This window comes from Paraburkholderia sp. J8-2 (assembly GCF_905220195.1).
Lineage (GTDB): Bacteria > Pseudomonadota > Gammaproteobacteria > Burkholderiales > Burkholderiaceae > Paraburkholderia.
In genome coordinates, this window is record NZ_CAJMZA010000009.1 from 255784 (window position 1) to 272312 (window position 16529).

Below are 16529 nucleotides of genomic sequence, written 5' to 3' on the forward strand. Positions count from 1 at the left end.
ATAGCAAGGTATGTGAACACGCATCACAGGCGCTTTCGCCGCCTCGCGCTGCGCATGAACCCTCACACCGATATCGGGCCGCCGGCGGCGCCTTCAAGCCCAGGCCGCACGCCCGCGCACGCTACAATACGCCCCATGAAACGCAAAACCCGCATTCAACCGATGAACGACGCTGTCGCCGACCAGGACGACAACGGCTACGATCGCCCGAGCAAATCGCAGCTCAAGCGCGACATGGAAGCGCTCCAGGAACTGGGCCAGGCCCTCGTGGAGCTGCCCAAGGACGCGCTCAAGCGCATGCCGATGACCGAAGACCTCGCGGACGCCGTCCACGAGTGCCGCCGCATCACCGACCACGAAGGCCGTCGCCGCCAGCTCCAGTATGTGGGCCGCATGATGCGCGGTCTGACCGAAGCCGAAGTCGCCGCGCTGCGCACGAAGTTCGAAGAGCACCGCGGCGTGAACAGGGCCGCCACGGCGCGCCTGCACTGGATCGAGCGCACGCGCGACAAGCTGCTCGCCGACGACGCCGCGCTCACCGAATTCATCCGCCAGTACCCCGCCGCCGACCCGCAGGAAGGCCGCACGCTGATCCGCAACGCGCGCCGCGAGCAGGAGCAAAACCGGCCGCCGAAGTCCTTCCGCGAACTGTTCCAGTGGATCAAGGACGTGAGCGCGCAAGGCGCCGGCGAGGCGGACGACCACGACGACGAGCGCGCCGACGAGGACCGCGAAGATGACGAAGCCTGAGCGCAGCCACCCTGACGAGCTCGTGATCGGCCTTGTGTCGGTCAGCGACCGCGCGACGAGCGGCGTCTACGAGGACAAGGGCATTCCGTCGCTGATGGAGTGGCTCGGCAGCGTGCTGAAAACGCCTTGGCGCGCCGAAACGCGCCTGATCCACGACGACGCGGCGACGATCTCCGCCACGCTCACGGCGCTCGTGGACGGTCTGGGCTGCGACCTCGTGCTGACCACGGGCGGCACCGGCCCCGCGCGCCGCGATGTGACGCCCGAGGCGACGCTCGCCGTGGCGACCAAGGAGATGCCGGGCTTTGGCGAGCAAATGCGCCAGATCAGCCTGAATTTCGTGCCGACGGCCATTCTCTCGCGCCAGGTCGCCGTGATCCGCGAAAACGACGACCATGCGGCGCTCATCATCAACCTGCCGGGGCAGCCGAAGTCGATCAAGGAAACGCTGGAAGGCCTGCGCGACGATCAGGGCGCCGTCAAGGTGCCGGGTATTTTTGCTGCGGTGCCGTATTGCATCGACCTGATTGGCGGCCCGTATATCGAAACCGATCCGAACGTCGTGGCGGCGTTCCGGCCAAAGAACGCGCAGCGAGCGCCGCGCGCGTAAGACTCAAACTTCTTGCTGCGTTATGACACAACGCGGGACAGAACGCGGCGACGACGGGACGAACCCGCCGCCGCGGCGTTGCCGTGTCGGCTCAGATCAAAGCGCCGGACCGGCCTCGCCCGTTGCGTTATCCGGCACGATGCCCGGCGCCGGCACGAGGAAATGCTCGCGATAGTACTTGAGCTCGTCGATCGACTCGTGGATGTCGGCGAGCGCCGTATGCATCGCGCGTTTCTGGAAGCCCTTGTAGATGGTTGGCTGCCAGCGGCGGCACAGCTCCTTGAGCGTGCTCACGTCGAGGTTGCGGTAGTGGAAGAAGCGCTCGAGCGTGGGCATCCAGCGCGCCATGAAGCGGCGGTCCTGACAGATCGAGTTGCCGCACATCGGCGACTTGCCCGGCGGCACGTACTGCGAAAGAAACGCCATGATCTGCTCGGTCGCGCTTTCTTCCGTGACCGTCGAGGCCCGCACGCGCTCGGTGAGACCCGAGCGGCCGTGCGTGTTGCGGTTCCATTCATCCATGCGGTCGAGCACCGACTCCGGCTGATGGATGGCCAGCACGGGACCTTCCACGAGTTTGTCGAGCGTCGAGTTCGTCACCACCACGGCGATCTCGATGATGCGGTCGTTGTCGGGATCGAGCCCCGTCATTTCCATATCGAGCCAGATCAGGTTCATGTCGGTGCGCTCGATGAGCGGCGCGCCGGCAGCGGTAATGTCAGTCATGAAAGGCAACCCGGAGAGCGTTGGAAGCGCGGCGCGTGCGCGGCATCGACAGGATGCGATGCCCGGCCGGCGAGAACATATAATTGTCGCATAGATACCACGGACTTCCTGGATGCCTAATCTGTCCCCCTCCCCTGCGCTGTACTTCAGCGTGCTCTTCGTCGTGGCCGTGCTCGCCATGGTCGCGACCAAGCTCTGGCTCGCGTCGCGCCAGATCCGCTTCGTGGCCGCCCACCGCGGCGCGGTGCCCGCGCAGTTCACCGCGACCATCCCGCTCGCCGCGCACCAGCGCGCCGCCGACTACACGGTCGCGCGCACGCGGCTTGGCATGATCGAAATCGTGCTCGGCGCCGTGGTGCTGATCGCGCTCACGCTGCTCGGCGGCGTGCAGGCGCTCGACCTCGGCATTTCGGACGCGATCGGGCGCGACTATGTGGGCCAGATCGCGCTGATCGGGGCCGTGCTCGCCATTTCCGGCGTGGTCGAACTGCCGCTCGACTACTACCGCCAGTTCGTGGTCGAGGAGCGCTTCGGCTTTAACCGCATGACCAAGCGCATTTTCATCATGGACCGCATCAAGGGGCTCCTGATCGGCGCCGCATTCGGCATTCCGCTGCTCTTCGTCGTGCTCTGGCTCATGAAGCAGGCGGGCAGCCTCTGGTGGCTCTGGACATGGGCCGTCTGGGTCGCCTTCCAGATGCTCGTGCTGGTGCTCTACCCCACCTTCATCGCGCCGCTTTTCAACAAGTTCGAACCGCTGCGCGATGAAGCCCTGCGCTCGCGCATCGAAGCGCTCATGCAGCGCTGCGGCTTCGCGGCCAAGGGCCTGTTCGTGATGGACGGCAGCCGCCGCTCCGCACACGGCAACGCCTATTTCACGGGCTTTGGCGCAGCCAAGCGCATCGTGTTCTTCGACACGCTGCTCGCGCGCCTCTCCGGTAGCGAGATCGAGGCCGTGCTCGCGCACGAACTCGGCCACTTCAAGCGCCGTCACGTCATCAAGCGCATGATTGTCACGTTCGCGATCAGCCTCGCGCTGCTCGCCCTGCTCGGCTGGCTCTCGCAGCGCGTGTGGTTCTATGAAGGCCTCGGTGTGCGGCCGTCGCTGCTCGGCGGCAACGAAGGGCTTGCGCTCGTGCTGTTTTTCCTCGCCGTGCCGGTGTTCCTGTTCTTCGTCACGCCGCTTGGCAGCCTCTCGTCGCGCAAGCACGAGTTCGAGGCCGACGCCTTTGCCGCCACGCAAACCGACGCGCAGCATCTCGTCAACGCGCTCGTGAAGCTCTACGAGGACAACGCGTCGACGCTCACGCCCGACCCGCTCTATACCGCGTTCTACTACTCGCATCCGCCGGCTTCGCAGCGGATCGACCGACTGCTAGCGCACGCATGAACCGGCGCGCAACGAAAGCCGCCGGCAATGCTAAAGCCGCAGGCGCCACGCTGCACGGCGTGGTGATCGCCGCCCACGGGCGCCATTATCTCGTCGCGCCCGACGGCGGCGGCGCACATCTGCAGTGCTTCCCGCGCGGCAAGAAGAGCGAGGTGGCGGTCGGCGACCGCGTCGAGTATCAATCGACTTCCGCCGATCAGGGCGTGATCGTCGCGATTGGCGAGCGGCGCAACCTGCTCTACCGTTCCGACCAGTTCAAGTCGAAGCTCTTCGCGGCGAACCTCGACCAGCTGCTGATCGTGCTGGCCACCGAGCCGCACTTCAGCGAAGACCTGCTCGGGCGCGCGCTCGTGGCCGCCGATGCCAACGACCTCAAGCCACTCATCGTCCTCAACAAGATCGACGTCCAGGGCGCGCTGCCGCTCGCGCGGGAACGGCTCGAACGCTATCGCGCGCTGGGCTATACGGTGCTCGAGGTTTCGGTGAAGGGCCGCCCCGAGGAGGCGCGCGCGGTGCTCGCCGAGCACCTGCACGGCCATCAGACGATCCTGCTCGGCCAGTCGGGCATGGGCAAGTCGACGCTCGTGAACCTGCTGATTCCCGATGCCGAAGCCGCCACGCGCGAGATTTCGACGGCTCTCAACAGCGGGCGCCACACCACGACGTTCACGCGGCTTTACAGCTTGCCCGAGGGTGGCGCGCTGATCGACTCGCCGGGCTTCCAGGAATTCGGCCTCTATCACCTAACCGAAGGCAAGCTGGAGCGCGCGTTTCCCGAATTCCGGCCGCTGCTCGCGCACTGCCGCTTCTACAACTGCCATCACCTGCACGAGCCGGGCTGCGCGATTCTGGAAGCTGTCGACGATGGCCGCATCGCGCCGGAGCGCCAGGCGCTCTACGCGCAGCTCATGCACGAGATCAGCCAGGTCGTGCGCTGACGCGCCGCCTGCCCCTGCGCCTATGCTCAAACTCGTACGCGCGCCGAATCTGCTGATCGCCCAGCACTGGATGAACATCCTGGCGACGGCGGGCGTGCCCTGCGAGCTGCACAACCGCTACCTGAGCGGCGCGATGGGCGAGATTCCCGCTGAGCAGTGCGCACCCGAACTGTGGCTCGTGGACGACCGCGACGAGAAGCTCGCCCGGCGTTTGATCGACGAGGCGGTGAGCGGACCGCCGCCAGGCTCGCCCACATGGCGCTGCGCGCGCTGCGGCGAGGTGCTCGAGGCGCAGTTCACCGTGTGCTGGAATTGCGGGCGCGACCGCGACGTGCGCGACGAATGACGCAAGCACCGTCGCAAATGCAAATGGGCCGCTTTTAGCGGCCCATTTGCATGTTCGCGGCTGGCGATCCGGCGCTCAGAGCCACACGGCGATCGTCAGCATGAGGAGCAGGATCATCCACAGGATCACGGCGCGCCACACGAGGCCCACCGCCGATTGCAGCGTGCGCGGCGTGCAGTCGTCGCCCACCGTGTACGGACCGCCCTCGCCCGGCTGCGCCAGCGCATCGACGCTGGACTGCTCTGCGAGCGGACCCGAGAGGCGAGCGCCGAGCGCCCCGCTGCCGGTCGCGAGCAGCACGCCTTCGTTGGTATCGGGCCACTGGTTCGTGTGATTGCGCCAGGCGTAGATCGCGTCCTCGAAGTTGCCGACGATCGCAAAGCCCAGCGACGTGAGCCGCGCCGGCACCCAGTCGATCACGAAGAACACGTGCTGCGCGAAGTTCGAGAACGCCTCGGTGCGGTCTTCCGCCGGACGCGCCCACTCGCGCGCGAGGTATTCGGCAATGCGGTACAGCACGGCGCCCGCGGGCCCGATCGGCACGAGGAACCAGAAGAACACGCCGAACACGTGCCGATGCGAGGCGATCACCGCATGAATGAGCGTGTGACGCACGATCTCGCTCACGGGCATGTCCACCGCGTCGAGGCCGGTCCATTCGTGGAGAATTTCGCGCGCGCGCGGCACGTCGTCGTTGTTCAGCGCGAGATGAATGTCGGTGAAATAGTGGCTGAACTGGCGAAAGCCGAGCGTAAAGTACACGACCACCACGTTCCACAGGAAGGCCAGCACGAAGCTGATGTGGTACAGCACGTAGTAGACGAGCGCCGTGGCGAGCGTCCACGGCAACACGACCACGAGCCAGGCGATGAGGCCGTGCTTCTGCTTGCCGGCGTCGAAGCCGTGAGCGGCCCACTCCGCATTGAGGCGCACGAGCGCCATGACTGGATTATTGGGCGACAGCGCCCGCACCTGTTCGATGACGAGGGCCAGCAATACGGAAAAGAAGGTCATGCGACGCGCCGTGCAGATCGAGTTGCGAAAGGGTTTTAGAAAGTGTTGCAACGATATCACAGGGCCAGATGTGCCTGACCATCGCCGGTCAATCGGGCGGCAATCTCGCAACAGTGCGCAGCGGCGCTTGCGCGTGCCGCCAGACGTGTTACGCGAGCAGGAAGCGGTAGAAGTTGCGCAGCATACCCGCCGTGGCCCCCCAGATAAAGTGCGAGGACCCGACGCCTGACGCGACAGCGGATTCCGGCGCATTGCGGTCTGGCGCATCGCGGTCTGGATAAGGCATCGCGTAAAAGCGCCGCTCGCCCCCCTCCCAACGGAACACGCGCACCTGGTGATGCACCGGGTTCATGAGAAAGCTGAGCGGCACCTCGAAGATGCTCGCCACTTCGAGCGAATCGGCGGCAAGGCTGAACGGCTCGTGCACGAGGCCGACCACGGGCGTGACCCTGAAGCCCGTGCCAGTGAGATATTCGGGCAATGCGCCGAGCACCTCGACGCGCGCGGGGTCGAGATTCACTTCCTCTTGTGCCTCGCGCAGCGCGGCGGCAATGGGTGTGGGGTCGGAAGGCTCGCGACTGCCGCCGGGAAAGCTCACCTGCCCCGCGTGATTGCTGAGATTGTCGGCGCGCTGCGTGAGCAGCACGGTCAGGCCGCCCGCGCGCATGGCGATGGGCACGAGCACGGCGGCCTCGCGCGGATCGCGCATCTCGGCGAGACGGGCTTCCTGCGGTTCGGGGTCCCACGCCAGACGCTGCTCGAAGCGCGCGCGCAAGCCGGCGGCGGTCAGGCGCTCCGCGGCGACCTGCGGAAGGCTCGCGCCCGTCGATTCGATCGGCAGGCTTTCGGGTTCAAATACTGGGCGGATCAACGGCGGTCCCGGATGACACGTACACGAGATTATTTTGCGGCCAAAAAGAAAAAAGCACCCCGAAGGGTGCTTCTTTCTTACAGCTTTTACGCCTGATCGGCCGGAGCAGCTGCGCGGTCTTTCGACACCAGCTTTTCCTTGATACGTGCCTTCTTGCCCGACAGGTTGCGCAGGTAGTACAGCTTCGCGCGACGCACGTCGCCGCGGCGCTTCACCACGATGCTGGCCAGCAGCGGCGAGTACGTCTGGAACGTACGCTCGACGCCTTCGCCCGACGAGATCTTGCGCACGATGAACGACGAGTTCAGGCCGCGGTTACGCTTCGCGATCACGACGCCTTCGTATGCCTGAACGCGCTTGCGGTTACCTTCAACCACGTTCACGTTGACGATCACCGTGTCGCCGGGGGCGAATTCGGGGATGGTCTTCTCGCCCAGCACGCGCTGGATTTCTTCCTGCTCGAGTTTTTCAATCAGATTCATGGAATGACTCCGTATGCCATCTTGTCGGCGTTCGTACCTGTGCAGGATGACCTGCAACTACGGCCCCGATAGAGGATGGATTCACAACTGGCGCCGTTCACGCATGAAGCGGCACCGCCTTTTGCGCCCCTTGTCGCGCACGCCCGAAGCCTTAGGCTTCGTTCGAGCCCTTCGCGAGACTAGTGAGCCACGCCTCGTCGGCACGGCTCAACATCTTGTTCTTTCTGGCCCGCTCGATCAGATCGGGCCGCTTGTTCCACGTGTTGCGCAACGCCTCGCGGCGCCGCCACAACTCGATTTCCGCGTGATGGCCGCCAAGCAGCACATCGGGCACGCGCACGCCGTCGTATTCCTCGGGGCGCGTGTAATGCGGACAGTCGAGCAAACCGTCGACGAAGCTGTCCTGCACCGCCGAAAGCGCGTCGCCGAGCACGCCCGGCAGGTTGCGCACCACGGCGTCCATCAAGGCCATCGCGGGCAATTCGCCCCCCGAGAGCACGAAGTCGCCGAGGCTCACTTCTTCGTCCACGCAGCGGTCGACGAGACGCTGGTCGATCGCTTCGTAGCGGCCGCACAACATCACGAGACCCGGCTCCTGCGCGAACTGCATGACGCGTTCGTGCGTGAGCGGCTTGCCTTGCGGCGACATCAGCAGCACACGCGGAGCGCTCACGCCGGCTTGCGCCTGCGCGGCCTTCGCCGCATCGATCGCCGCTTCGAGCGGCTTGGCCAGCATGACCATGCCGGGGCCGCCGCCGTAGGGGCGATCGTCGATCGTGCGATAGTTGTCGGTCGTGAAATCACGCGGATTCCACGTGCGCAACGTGTAACGCTGCTGCTTCGCCGCCCGGCTGGTAATACCCCAGTCGGTCAGCGCGCGGAACATCTCGGGAAAGAGCGTGACGACATCGAACTGCATCGCTCTCTCCGTTCAGCGAAATTGAATCACGGCGCGCGGTATTGCCGTGTTGCTTAGTAATCGGCTTCCCAGTCGACGACGATACGCTTCGCCGCCAGGTCCACCGTTTTCACGAACACGCCCACAAACGGGATCAGGCGCTCGCCGGTGACCGGCTTGCCATCCTTGTCCGTAGACGGGTAAGTGACACGCAACACCGATTGCGCGCCATTGTCGATCAGGTCGGCAACCTTGCCGAGCTCGACACCCGCCTCGTTGGCGACGTCGAGGCCGATCAGGTCGACCCAGTAATATTCATCGGCTGCGGGCGCAGGGAATTCGGCCCGGCTCACGTACACGCGCGCGCCGCGCAACAGCAGCGCGGCGTCGCGGTCGGCCAGGCCCGAAAGCTCGCCGACGACGCTGTCACCATGAACCTTGGCGCTCACGCGCACCGCGGAATGACGCTCGCGATGCCCCTGACCCTCGCGACCCTTGAGAAGCCACCAGCGTTTAGCGGAAAGCAGCGCGCGGCCGTCCTGCGCGTGCGGCGCGATCTTCAACCAGCCCTTGAGGCCATAGGCGTCGATCACGGCGCCGACTTCAACGGCGTCGTCCGGCCAGCTCGCTTCGGTTTCGGCGCGCAGGCCCTCGGTTGCAGGCGCAGCTTTCGCGGCGCTCTCGCGCGCAGGCTTGCGCACGAACGCACCAAACGAAGGCGCGCTGCGGGCCGCAGCTTTGCCAGCGCCGCTGGTCGCAGCACTTGTTGCAACGTCGGGCGCCCCGCTTTCCGACGCGTCGTTCGCCTTTACGGCAGATTTAGCGTCATGCGCGGACATCGGCACCCCTTGCGACCAGCTTGATATCGCACACGCTCATGGAGCGCGTACGCGGGTAAAACACGGACAACAGACTGAAAGACGCTTAAAAACTTAAGCAGCCGGCGCAGCGGCGGCGGTCTTTTGCGCTTCCTTCACGAGGCGCTCGACTGCCGGCGACATTTGCGCGCCGTTTTCCTTCCAGTACGTCACGCGATCTTGAGCGATACGCAGCGTTTCACCCTTGGTAGCGACCGGGTTGTAGAAGCCCACGCGCTCGATGAAACGGCCGTCGCGACGGTTGCGCGAATCGGTTGCGACGATGTTGTAGAACGGGCGCTTCTTCGAGCCGCCGCGTGCCAGACGGATGATGACCATACTAAAATCCTTGAAAACCGGGGTTCGGGACTACTGAAACATGCGATTATAGCCCGAAACCGGAGGCATAACAAACACTTAACGGGAAATTGCGCGCTGGCGCCGGGAAAGCGGCAAGACGCGGCAGTCAAAGTGCCGCTCGTGGCCACGGCGGGCGGGCCCTGGAGCGAATTGTGGCGACTTTCAGACGACTCGTGCAATGGCTGCGTCGCACTTGCGGCGCCGGCGGGCGTGACAGCTCCCTTTTTCGGGCACCCCGAGCGTCGGCCGGACGCTTCGCACTGGCGTGGCTCGGCCTTGCCGCCGCCCTGCTCGCGGCGCCGCTCGCTCACGGGGCGCTTCCCATCGAGCGCATCAAGCTCCCGCCAGGCTTCCACATAGCGGCGCTGTCCGAGGACGTTCCCGGCGCGCGCGAAATGACGCTCTCGGGCAACGGCACCTTATATGTAGGGAGCATGAGCGGCGACGTGTACGCGCTCGAACTCAAGGACGGCAAAGCGGCGAAGCGCCATATCGTGGCATCCGGGCTGACGATGCCGGTGGGCGTGGCCTGGCGCAACGGCGCATTATACGTCTCGGCGGTGTCGTCGATCGTGCGGCTGGACGACATCGACCGTCATCTCGACGATCCGCCCAAGGCCGTAGTCGTCACGGATTCGCTGCCCACCGAGCGCCACCACGGCTGGAAGTTCATCGCCTTCGGCCCCGACGGCAAGCTATATGTGCCGCAAGGCGCGCCGTGCAACGTCTGCCTGCCGGCAAGCGACCCGCAGCGCGTGCATTTCGCGATGATCGGCCGCATGGACCCCGACGGCTCGCACTACGAGACCATTGCGCGCGGCGTGCGCAACACGGTCGGCTTCGCGTGGCATCCGCAGACGCACGAACTTTGGTTCACCGACAACGGCCGCGACATGCTCGGCGACGACATCCCCGACGACAAGCTCAACCGCCTCGCGCACACCGGCGAGGACTTCGGCTTTCCGTATTGCCATGGCGGCAACGTCGCCGACCCCGAGTTCGGCGCGGGCCATCCTTGCAGCGGCTTCACGCCCCCGGTCGCGAAACTCGGCGCGCACGTGGCGTCGCTCGGCATGCGCTTCTACACCGGCTCGATGTTCCCGGCCGATTACAAGAACAGCCTGTTCATCGCCGAGCACGGTTCGTGGAACCGAAGCAAGAAGGTCGGTTACCGCGTAGTGCGCGTGAGCGCCAACCCCGACGGCACGAACGCACGTCAGGACGTGTTCGCACAGGGCTGGCTCAACGCCGACGAGACCCAATGGGGCCGCCCCGCCGACGTGCTGCCGCTGCCCGACGGCTCGCTCCTGATCAGCGACGACTACGCGGGCGCGATCTATCGCGTGACGTACGCCAAACCGTGACGCGCGCGCCACGCTAAAGCGGATGGCATGGTGCCGGGCATAAGCGTGCGCTTGTGCTGCAAGCGAGGCGCGCGGCATACAATGCCCGGCGGCCCGTGTGCGATGACGTGATGCGCCCATGACGGCCAAACGTTCACGTTATGCCCGAGCCCATGCCCAACGAAAACAACCCCGCACGCTTTCGCTCCAAGACCCTCACCGCCGCCCTCGCGTTCCTGTTTGGCAGCCTCGGCGCACATCGCTTCTATCTGTATGGTCCGCGCGACGTGTGGGGCTGGGCGCATCTGTTCGGCACGCTAATCGGCATTCCGGGCGTGTTGCTGCTCGTCGCAACCGAACGCGCCTCGATTCCCGGCTGGGGCCTCGCCGTGATCGGCGCGGTTTCCGTCATTTCGGCGTTTCTGGCGGCAATCGTCTATGGGCTGCGCCCCGACGCCAAATGGGACGCGCAGTTCAACGCCGCGTTCGTGGAGCAAGGCCGCACAAGCCGCTCGGGCTGGACGGTCATCTTCGTCGTGATCTTTTCGTTGCTGATTGGCGCATTCCTGCTGATGACGGGACTCGCGCTCTCTTTCCAGACCTATTTCGAGTCGCAGGTCGAGGCCGCAAAGGCCATCTCGCAGTAACGCCGCGAGCCCGATCAGAACAAGTCGAGTTGCGGCTTCTCGCGCACGGTTTTCGACTGCACGAACGCCGACATATCGAGAATGCCGTGACGCCGCTCATTGAGCCCGAGGCGCCGCACGGCATTGTGAAAGCGCTGCTTGAGCAGGTCGGCCCAAAGCCCCGTGCCCTTCATGCGCTGCGAGAACGCCGACTCGTAGTCCTTGCCGCCGCGCATGTCGCGCACACGGCTCATCACGCGCTCGGCGCGCTGCGGGAAATGCGCCGCCAGCCAATCCTGGAAGAGCGGCGCGACCTCCCATGGCAAACGCAGCACGATATAGCTCGCGCTCGTTGCGCCGGCCTCGGCGCAGGCTTCGAGCACACGCTCCATGTCGGGCTCGGTCACGAACGGAATGACAGGCGCGATGCTCACGCCGACCGGCACACCGGCTTCGGCTAGCGTGCGAATGGTGCGCAGGCGACGCGCAGGGGTCGCCGCGCGCGGTTCGAGCGAGCGGGCGATATCGGCGTCGAGCGTGGTGATCGTGATCGCCGCCATGAACTGCTTGCGCGCGGCCATCGGCGCGAGCAGATCGAGATCGCGCTCGATCAGCGAGGACTTCGTGATGGCCGCGAACGGATGCTGACGCTCGGCCAGTACCTCGACCACGCGCCGCGTGATGCGCAAGTCGCGCTCCACCGGCTGCCAGGCGTCGGTGTTCACGCCGAGCGCAATGGGCTCGGGCTCGTACGAAGGCTTCGCGATCTCCCGCGCCAGCAGTTCTGCGGCATTCACCTTCGCGTAGATACGGCTTTCGAAATCGAGCCCCGGCGAGAGACCGAGATAGCTGTGCGTGGGCCGCGCGAAGCAATAGATGCAACCGTGCTCGCAACCGCGATATGGATTGAGCGAGACGTTGAACGGAATGTCCGGCGACTGGTTGCGCGTGAGGATGCTTTTCGCACGCTCTTCGAAGACTTCAGTGCGCAACTTCGGCTCACTGTTGTGGTCGGCCTGGTCCCCTTGGCCCTCCTCGCCTTCGCCCGCCTGCTGCCAACCATCGTCGAACGCTTCGCGCTGGTCCACTTCATAGCGCCCTTGCAGGTTCGTAACCGCACCGCGCCCTTTGCGTGCCGTGGGCGGCGCAACGGGATACCAGGTATCGGTATCGGGATCGGGGTGGCGGGAATCGGTCACGGCGAAAGTGAACAGGACATAAAAAAACGCGGCTCAATACTGTACAAATATACAGTACTGAGCCGCGTTGTCGAGTCCTAAAAACGGGGCGCTGACAGCCGCTCACTCCCCCACGGCGATGGTCAGCGTCTCCTTGATCTCTTCCATCACCACGTAGCTTTTCGACTGAACCGCGCCGGGCAGTTGCAAGAGGATGTCACCCAGCAGCTTGCGATAGTCGGCCATCTCGCCGATGCGCGCCTTGATCAGATAGTCGAAGTCGCCCGAGACGAGATGGCACTCCAGCACTTCGGGAATCTTCTGCACTTCGCGGCGGAACTGGTCGAACATATTGCCGCTCTTGTGGTCGAGCGTGATCTCCACGAACACGAGCAGCGCCGCGCCCAGCACCGCGGGATTCACGCGCGCGAAATAGCCCGTGATGACCCCGTCGCGCTCCATGCGCTTCACCCGCTCGATGCACGGCGTCACCGAAAGCCCGACCTGCTCCGCGAGGTCCTTCATGGCCATGCGGCCGTCTTCCTGGAGCAGTTTCAGGATGCGGTGATCGAGCCGGTCGAGCGCGCGGACCGGCTGGCGTTGCGTTCTCATGATTTCTTCCCGAAAATCTGAAAAATACGATAACAAAACCTAGGCATACAACAATAGCATAGCTACAAATACTGGCTACACGCGAATTTTCATGCCTTCCACCCTATCGGTGCCAAAACACCGCTTCCAGGGCCCCGGCAACACGGCGTAGCCCCAACGAATCTATACGGAGCAGCTATGCGAGTCGTCGTGTTGGGCAGTGGTGTGGTCGGTGTGGCCAGCGCCTGGTATCTCGCCCGCGCGGGCCACGAAGTGACGGTGATCGACCGCGAAGCCGGTCCCGCGCTCGAGACCAGTTTTGCGAACGCCGGCCAGATCTCGCCGGGCTACGCTGCGCCGTGGGCCGCGCCTGGCGTGCCGCTCAAGGCGATCAAGTGGATGTTCGAGAAGCACGCGCCGCTCGCTATTCGTCTGGACGGCACGAAATTCCAGCTGCAGTGGATGTGGCAGATGCTGCAGAACTGCACGGCCGAGCGTTACGCGCTCAACAAAGGTCGCATGGTGCGCCTCGCCGAATACAGCCGCGACTGCCTGCAGGCACTGCGCGCCGACACGGGCATTCAATATGAAGGCCGCACGGGCGGCACGCTCCAGGTGTTCCGCACACAGCAGCAGTTCGAAGGCGCGGCGAAGGACATTGCCGTGCTGAAGGACGCGAACGTTCCGTACGAACTGCTCACCGCCGACGAGTTGGGCCGCGCCGAACCCGCGCTCGCCGCGGTGTCGGGCAAGCTCACGGGCGGCCTGCGTCTGCCCGGCGACGAAACCGGCGACTGCCAGATGTTCACCACGCGCCTTGCCGCGATGGCCGAACAGCTGGGCGTGAAATTCCGCTACAACACGCCGATCGACAAGCTCTTCCTGCAAGGCGACCGTATCGCGGGCGTGCAATGCGGCAGGGAACTGGTGCGCGCGGATTCGTTCGTGGTCGCGCTCGGCTCCTTCTCGACGAAGATGCTCGCGGACATCGTGAAGATTCCGGTCTATCCGCTCAAGGGCTATTCGATTACGGCGCCGATCGTCAACGCCGACGCCGCGCCGGTCTCGACCGTGCTCGACGAAACCTACAAGATCGCGATCACGCGTTTTGACGATCGCATCCGCGTGGGCGGCATGGCCGAGATTGTCGGCTTCGACAAGTCGCTCAAGCAAGCCCGTCGCGAAACGCTCGAAATGTGCGTGAACGACCTGTTCCCGGGCGGCGGCGACACGACGAAGGCCACCTTCTGGACCGGCCTGCGCCCGATGACGCCGGACGGCACGCCGGTCGTCGGCCGCACCCCGATCTCGAACCTGTTCCTGAACACGGGCCACGGCACGCTCGGCTGGACCATGTCGTGCGGTTCGGGCCAACTGCTCGCCGACCTGATCTCGGGCAAGCAACCCGCGATCCGCGCCGACGATCTTTCGGTTCACCGCTATCTCGGCGACACGCAGGGCTCGCATCGCCCGGCTTATGCCTGAAGCAACGCTTTCAGCATGAACGAACACGGCGCCTCTGGGGCGCCGTGTTTCATTTCTCGACTCGCTCGCTACGATTGGCGCGCGGCGTCAGAACTGATCTTCCGCCAGCGCCAGCACGCCCTCGCTGCCGCTTGCGCTGACGATCGCCGCTTCGAGCGCCACAGCCTGGGGCAAGACGTGTTGCGCGAAGAACTGCGCCGTGGCGATCTTCGCGCCATGGAACTTCGGGTCGTCCTGCATGAGACGCTGTGAGGCGAGCATGGCGCGCGCCATCTGCCAGCCGCCCAGCACGATGCCCGCCAGCTTCAGATACGGCACGCTGCCCGCGAACACCGCGTTCGGATCGCTCTTCGCCTTCGCGAGCACGAAGTCCACGGCCGAGGCGAGCGCCTCGCGGCCGAGTGCAAGATGCTTGCGCATCGACTCGAACGCCGCGCCTTGTTGCGCTGCTAGCGCGTCGACGGTCTGCGCGATATCGGCAAGCAACGCCTTCGCCGCCGCGCCGCCGTCGCGCAGCGTCTTGCGCCCGATGAGGTCGTTCGCCTGAATCGCCGTCGTGCCTTCGTAGATGGGCAGAATGCGCGCGTCGCGGTAGAACTGCGCCGCGCCCGTTTCCTCGATGAAGCCCATGCCGCCATGCACCTGCACGCCAAGGCTCGTCACTTCCAGCGCGAGTTCGGTACTCCAGCCCTTCACGATCGGCACGAGGTATTCGTAACGCGCCTGATGCCGCGCGCGGGCCGCCTCATCGGGATCGCCATGCGCGCGATCGCTCTCGCCCGCCGCCACGTAAGCGAGTGCACGCGCGGCTTCGGTGAGGGCGCGCATCGTCGCAAGCATGCGGCGCACGTCCGGGTGATGGATGATGCTCACCGCCGCTTTCGCAGAACCATCCACCGGGCGGCTTTGCACGCGCTCCTTCGCATAGGCGAGCGCCTTCTGGTACGCGCGATCGGAAACGGCCACGCCCTGCATGCCCACGGCGAAACGCGCTGCGTTCATCATGATGAACATGTATTCGAGGCCGCGATTCTCTTCGCCGATCAGCTGGCCGATCGCGCCGCCATGATCGCCGAACTGCAGCACGGCGGTCGGGCTCGCCTTGATGCCAAGCTTGTGCTCGATCGACACGCAGTGCACGTCGTTGCGCGCACCGAGCGTTCCATCTTCGTTGACGAGGAACTTCGGCACGATAAAAAGCGAAATGCCCTTCACGCCTTCAGGCGCAGTGGGTGTGCGCGCGAGCACGAGATGGATGATGTTCTCCGCCATGTCGTGCTCGCCCCACGTGATGAAGATCTTCGTGCCGAACAGTTTGAACGTACCATCGCCTTGCGGCTCGGCGCGCGTGCGCACGGCCGCGAGATCCGAGCCCGCCTGCGGCTCGGTGAGGTTCATCGTGCCGGTCCAGTCGCCCGAGATGAGCTTCGGCACGAAGCGCTGCTTTTGCACTTCGCTGCCGGCGGTGAGGAGTGCTTCGATAGCGCCGTCGGTGAGCAGCGGACACAGCGCAAACGAGAGATTCGCCGCGTTGAGCATTTCCACGCACGGTGTGCCGACGAGCTTCGGCAAACCTTGTCCTTCGTATTCCTGAGGATGTTGCACGCCCTGCCAGCCGCCTTCCACGTACTGCCGGAATGCCGCTTTGAAACCGGGCGTGGCATGCACGTTGCCGCTTTCCCAGCGGCTCGGATTGCGGTCGCCTTCGGCGTTCAGCGGCTCCAGCACTTCACCGCATAGCTTGGCCGCTTCTTGCAGCACCGCTTCGACGGTCTCGGGCGTGGCGTCTTCGCCGCCCGGCAGCTTCGCGATCTCTTCGAGACCGGCCAATTCCTTCATGACGAACAGCATGTCGCTCGTTGGCGCCTGGTACATGTCAGTCTCCTCCCCTTTCCAGAGTGCGACTCCTCAAATGACAAAGGGGCGCCGCAGCGCCCCTTTGTTGCTTCGTCTCACGCCGCGCACTCAATCATGATCGCGGCGCTCGTCGCAAGATTCACCGGCCAGCTTCAGCCGAGTTCCTTAACGAGTTCCGGCACGACCGTGAACAGGTCGCCCACGAGA

At 65.0% G+C, this 16529-nt stretch carries 18 protein-coding genes; 8 read left to right on the forward strand and 10 right to left on the reverse strand.

What is annotated here, in order from left to right; all coding sequences use genetic code 11:
• Positions 1 to 135: 135 nt before the first annotated feature.
• Both yjgA and mog read left to right on the forward strand, forming a co-directional pair.
• On the forward strand, positions 136 to 750 hold the full coding sequence (gene yjgA, locus U5A52_RS21695; RefSeq protein ID WP_321912610.1) for a ribosome biogenesis factor YjgA: 615 nt from the start codon (positions 136 to 138) through the stop codon (positions 748 to 750).
• Positions 737 to 1360, forward strand: a complete 624-nt coding sequence (gene mog / locus U5A52_RS21700) for a molybdopterin adenylyltransferase (protein WP_233882353.1) — start codon at positions 737 to 739, stop codon at positions 1358 to 1360. Before yjgA ends, mog begins: the two co-directional genes overlap by 14 nt.
• A gap of 96 nt (positions 1361 to 1456) precedes the next feature.
• Here mog and orn read toward each other — a convergent pair whose 3' ends face one another.
• Positions 1457 to 2086: an oligoribonuclease gene (orn, locus tag U5A52_RS21705; RefSeq protein ID WP_321936128.1), complete on the reverse strand. Its 630-nt coding sequence runs from the start codon at positions 2084 to 2086 to the stop codon at positions 1457 to 1459.
• Positions 2087 to 2198: 112 nt separating this feature from the next.
• Here orn and U5A52_RS21710 point away from each other — a divergent pair, with 112 nt between their 5' ends.
• Genes U5A52_RS21710 through U5A52_RS21720 form a run of 3 tightly spaced genes read left to right on the forward strand, consistent with a single transcriptional unit; the run spans position 2199 to position 4760 of the window.
• A complete protein-coding gene (locus tag U5A52_RS21710; protein ID WP_321912616.1) occupies positions 2199 to 3476 on the forward strand; it encodes a M48 family metallopeptidase in 1278 nt (425 codons plus the stop codon).
• Positions 3473 to 4414: a ribosome small subunit-dependent GTPase A gene (rsgA, locus tag U5A52_RS21715; RefSeq protein ID WP_321936129.1), complete on the forward strand. Its 942-nt coding sequence runs from the start codon at positions 3473 to 3475 to the stop codon at positions 4412 to 4414. The genes U5A52_RS21710 and rsgA overlap by 4 nt, the downstream gene beginning before the upstream one ends.
• A 22-nt stretch (positions 4415 to 4436) precedes the next feature.
• The gene (locus tag U5A52_RS21720; protein WP_321936130.1) at positions 4437 to 4760 is read left to right on the forward strand and encodes a DUF2007 domain-containing protein; all 324 of its coding nucleotides are present in this window, start codon (positions 4437 to 4439) and stop codon (positions 4758 to 4760) included.
• 75 nt (positions 4761 to 4835) lie between these two features.
• On the opposite strand, the gene U5A52_RS21725 is transcribed toward U5A52_RS21720, so the two are convergent.
• The 6 genes from U5A52_RS21725 to rpsP all read right to left on the reverse strand — a co-directional run bounded on the left by U5A52_RS21725 (position 4836) and on the right by rpsP (position 9221).
• Positions 4836 to 5774 carry a CobD/CbiB family protein gene (locus tag U5A52_RS21725; RefSeq protein ID WP_321912622.1) on the reverse strand — a complete coding sequence of 313 codons (939 nt, stop codon included), beginning with the start codon at positions 5772 to 5774 and terminating at the stop codon, positions 4836 to 4838.
• A 148-nt stretch (positions 5775 to 5922) separates the two neighbouring features.
• Positions 5923 to 6645: a CoA pyrophosphatase gene (locus U5A52_RS21730; RefSeq protein ID WP_321936131.1), complete on the reverse strand. Its 723-nt coding sequence runs from the start codon at positions 6643 to 6645 to the stop codon at positions 5923 to 5925.
• An 86-nt stretch (positions 6646 to 6731) separates the two neighbouring features.
• Positions 6732 to 7127, reverse strand: a complete 396-nt coding sequence (rplS, locus tag U5A52_RS21735) for a 50S ribosomal protein L19 (RefSeq protein WP_028206741.1) — start codon at positions 7125 to 7127, stop codon at positions 6732 to 6734.
• A gap of 151 nt (positions 7128 to 7278) precedes the next feature.
• A complete protein-coding gene (trmD, locus tag U5A52_RS21740; protein WP_321912627.1) occupies positions 7279 to 8046 on the reverse strand; it encodes a tRNA (guanosine(37)-N1)-methyltransferase TrmD in 768 nt (255 codons plus the stop codon).
• A 53-nt stretch (positions 8047 to 8099) separates the two neighbouring features.
• Positions 8100 to 8864, reverse strand: coding sequence for a ribosome maturation factor RimM (gene rimM, locus U5A52_RS21745; RefSeq protein ID WP_321912629.1), 765 nt, complete (start codon positions 8862 to 8864; stop codon positions 8100 to 8102).
• 93 nt (positions 8865 to 8957) lie between these two features.
• Positions 8958 to 9221, reverse strand: coding sequence for a 30S ribosomal protein S16 (gene rpsP / locus U5A52_RS21750; protein WP_028206744.1), 264 nt, complete (start codon positions 9219 to 9221; stop codon positions 8958 to 8960).
• A 281-nt stretch (positions 9222 to 9502) separates the two neighbouring features.
• Here rpsP and U5A52_RS21755 point away from each other — a divergent pair, with 281 nt between their 5' ends.
• Positions 9503 to 10606: a PQQ-dependent sugar dehydrogenase gene (locus tag U5A52_RS21755; protein WP_321936142.1), complete on the forward strand. Its 1104-nt coding sequence runs from the start codon at positions 9503 to 9505 to the stop codon at positions 10604 to 10606.
• A gap of 152 nt (positions 10607 to 10758) precedes the next feature.
• Positions 10759 to 11232, forward strand: coding sequence for a TM2 domain-containing protein (locus U5A52_RS21760; RefSeq protein ID WP_321936132.1), 474 nt, complete (start codon positions 10759 to 10761; stop codon positions 11230 to 11232).
• 14 nt (positions 11233 to 11246) lie between these two features.
• Here U5A52_RS21760 and U5A52_RS21765 read toward each other — a convergent pair whose 3' ends face one another.
• Together U5A52_RS21765 and U5A52_RS21770 are read right to left on the reverse strand one after the other, a co-directional pair.
• The gene (locus U5A52_RS21765) at positions 11247 to 12410 is read right to left on the reverse strand and encodes a PA0069 family radical SAM protein (RefSeq protein WP_321936133.1); all 1164 of its coding nucleotides are present in this window, start codon (positions 12408 to 12410) and stop codon (positions 11247 to 11249) included.
• Positions 12411 to 12512: 102 nt separating this feature from the next.
• Positions 12513 to 13001, reverse strand: a complete 489-nt coding sequence (locus tag U5A52_RS21770; protein ID WP_321912635.1) for an Lrp/AsnC ligand binding domain-containing protein — start codon at positions 12999 to 13001, stop codon at positions 12513 to 12515.
• A 177-nt stretch (positions 13002 to 13178) separates the two neighbouring features.
• Here U5A52_RS21770 and U5A52_RS21775 point away from each other — a divergent pair, with 177 nt between their 5' ends.
• On the forward strand, positions 13179 to 14465 hold the full coding sequence (locus U5A52_RS21775) for a D-amino acid dehydrogenase (protein WP_321936134.1): 1287 nt from the start codon (positions 13179 to 13181) through the stop codon (positions 14463 to 14465).
• 87 nt (positions 14466 to 14552) lie between these two features.
• Here U5A52_RS21775 and U5A52_RS21780 read toward each other — a convergent pair whose 3' ends face one another.
• Positions 14553 to 16340, reverse strand: coding sequence for an acyl-CoA dehydrogenase (locus U5A52_RS21780; protein WP_321936135.1), 1788 nt, complete (start codon positions 16338 to 16340; stop codon positions 14553 to 14555).
• Positions 16341 to 16529 lie beyond the last annotated feature (189 nt).

What these genes read in the sequence shown, in the direction of transcription:
- rplS (WP_028206741.1), bottom strand. Translation starts at nt 7,127, where the DNA reads ATGAATCTGATTGAAAAACTCGAGCAGGAAGAAATCCAGCGCGTGCTG.
- U5A52_RS21720 (WP_321936130.1), top strand. Translation starts at nt 4,437, where the DNA reads ATGCTCAAACTCGTACGCGCGCCGAATCTGCTGATCGCCCAGCACTGG.
- U5A52_RS21725 (WP_321912622.1), bottom strand. Translation starts at nt 5,774, where the DNA reads ATGACCTTCTTTTCCGTATTGCTGGCCCTCGTCATCGAACAGGTGCGG.
- U5A52_RS21775 (WP_321936134.1), top strand. Translation starts at nt 13,179, where the DNA reads ATGCGAGTCGTCGTGTTGGGCAGTGGTGTGGTCGGTGTGGCCAGCGCC.
- U5A52_RS21780 (WP_321936135.1), bottom strand. Translation starts at nt 16,340, where the DNA reads ATGTACCAGGCGCCAACGAGCGACATGCTGTTCGTCATGAAGGAATTG.
- trmD (WP_321912627.1), bottom strand. Translation starts at nt 8,046, where the DNA reads ATGCAGTTCGATGTCGTCACGCTCTTTCCCGAGATGTTCCGCGCGCTG.
- rpsP (WP_028206744.1), bottom strand. Translation starts at nt 9,221, where the DNA reads ATGGTCATCATCCGTCTGGCACGCGGCGGCTCGAAGAAGCGCCCGTTC.
- U5A52_RS21710 (WP_321912616.1), top strand. Translation starts at nt 2,199, where the DNA reads ATGCCTAATCTGTCCCCCTCCCCTGCGCTGTACTTCAGCGTGCTCTTC.
- U5A52_RS21760 (WP_321936132.1), top strand. Translation starts at nt 10,759, where the DNA reads ATGCCCAACGAAAACAACCCCGCACGCTTTCGCTCCAAGACCCTCACC.
- yjgA (WP_321912610.1), top strand. Translation starts at nt 136, where the DNA reads ATGAAACGCAAAACCCGCATTCAACCGATGAACGACGCTGTCGCCGAC.
- rsgA (WP_321936129.1), top strand. Translation starts at nt 3,473, where the DNA reads ATGAACCGGCGCGCAACGAAAGCCGCCGGCAATGCTAAAGCCGCAGGC.
- U5A52_RS21770 (WP_321912635.1), bottom strand. Translation starts at nt 13,001, where the DNA reads ATGAGAACGCAACGCCAGCCGGTCCGCGCGCTCGACCGGCTCGATCAC.
- mog (WP_233882353.1), top strand. Translation starts at nt 737, where the DNA reads ATGACGAAGCCTGAGCGCAGCCACCCTGACGAGCTCGTGATCGGCCTT.
- rimM (WP_321912629.1), bottom strand. Translation starts at nt 8,864, where the DNA reads ATGTCCGCGCATGACGCTAAATCTGCCGTAAAGGCGAACGACGCGTCG.
- orn (WP_321936128.1), bottom strand. Translation starts at nt 2,086, where the DNA reads ATGACTGACATTACCGCTGCCGGCGCGCCGCTCATCGAGCGCACCGAC.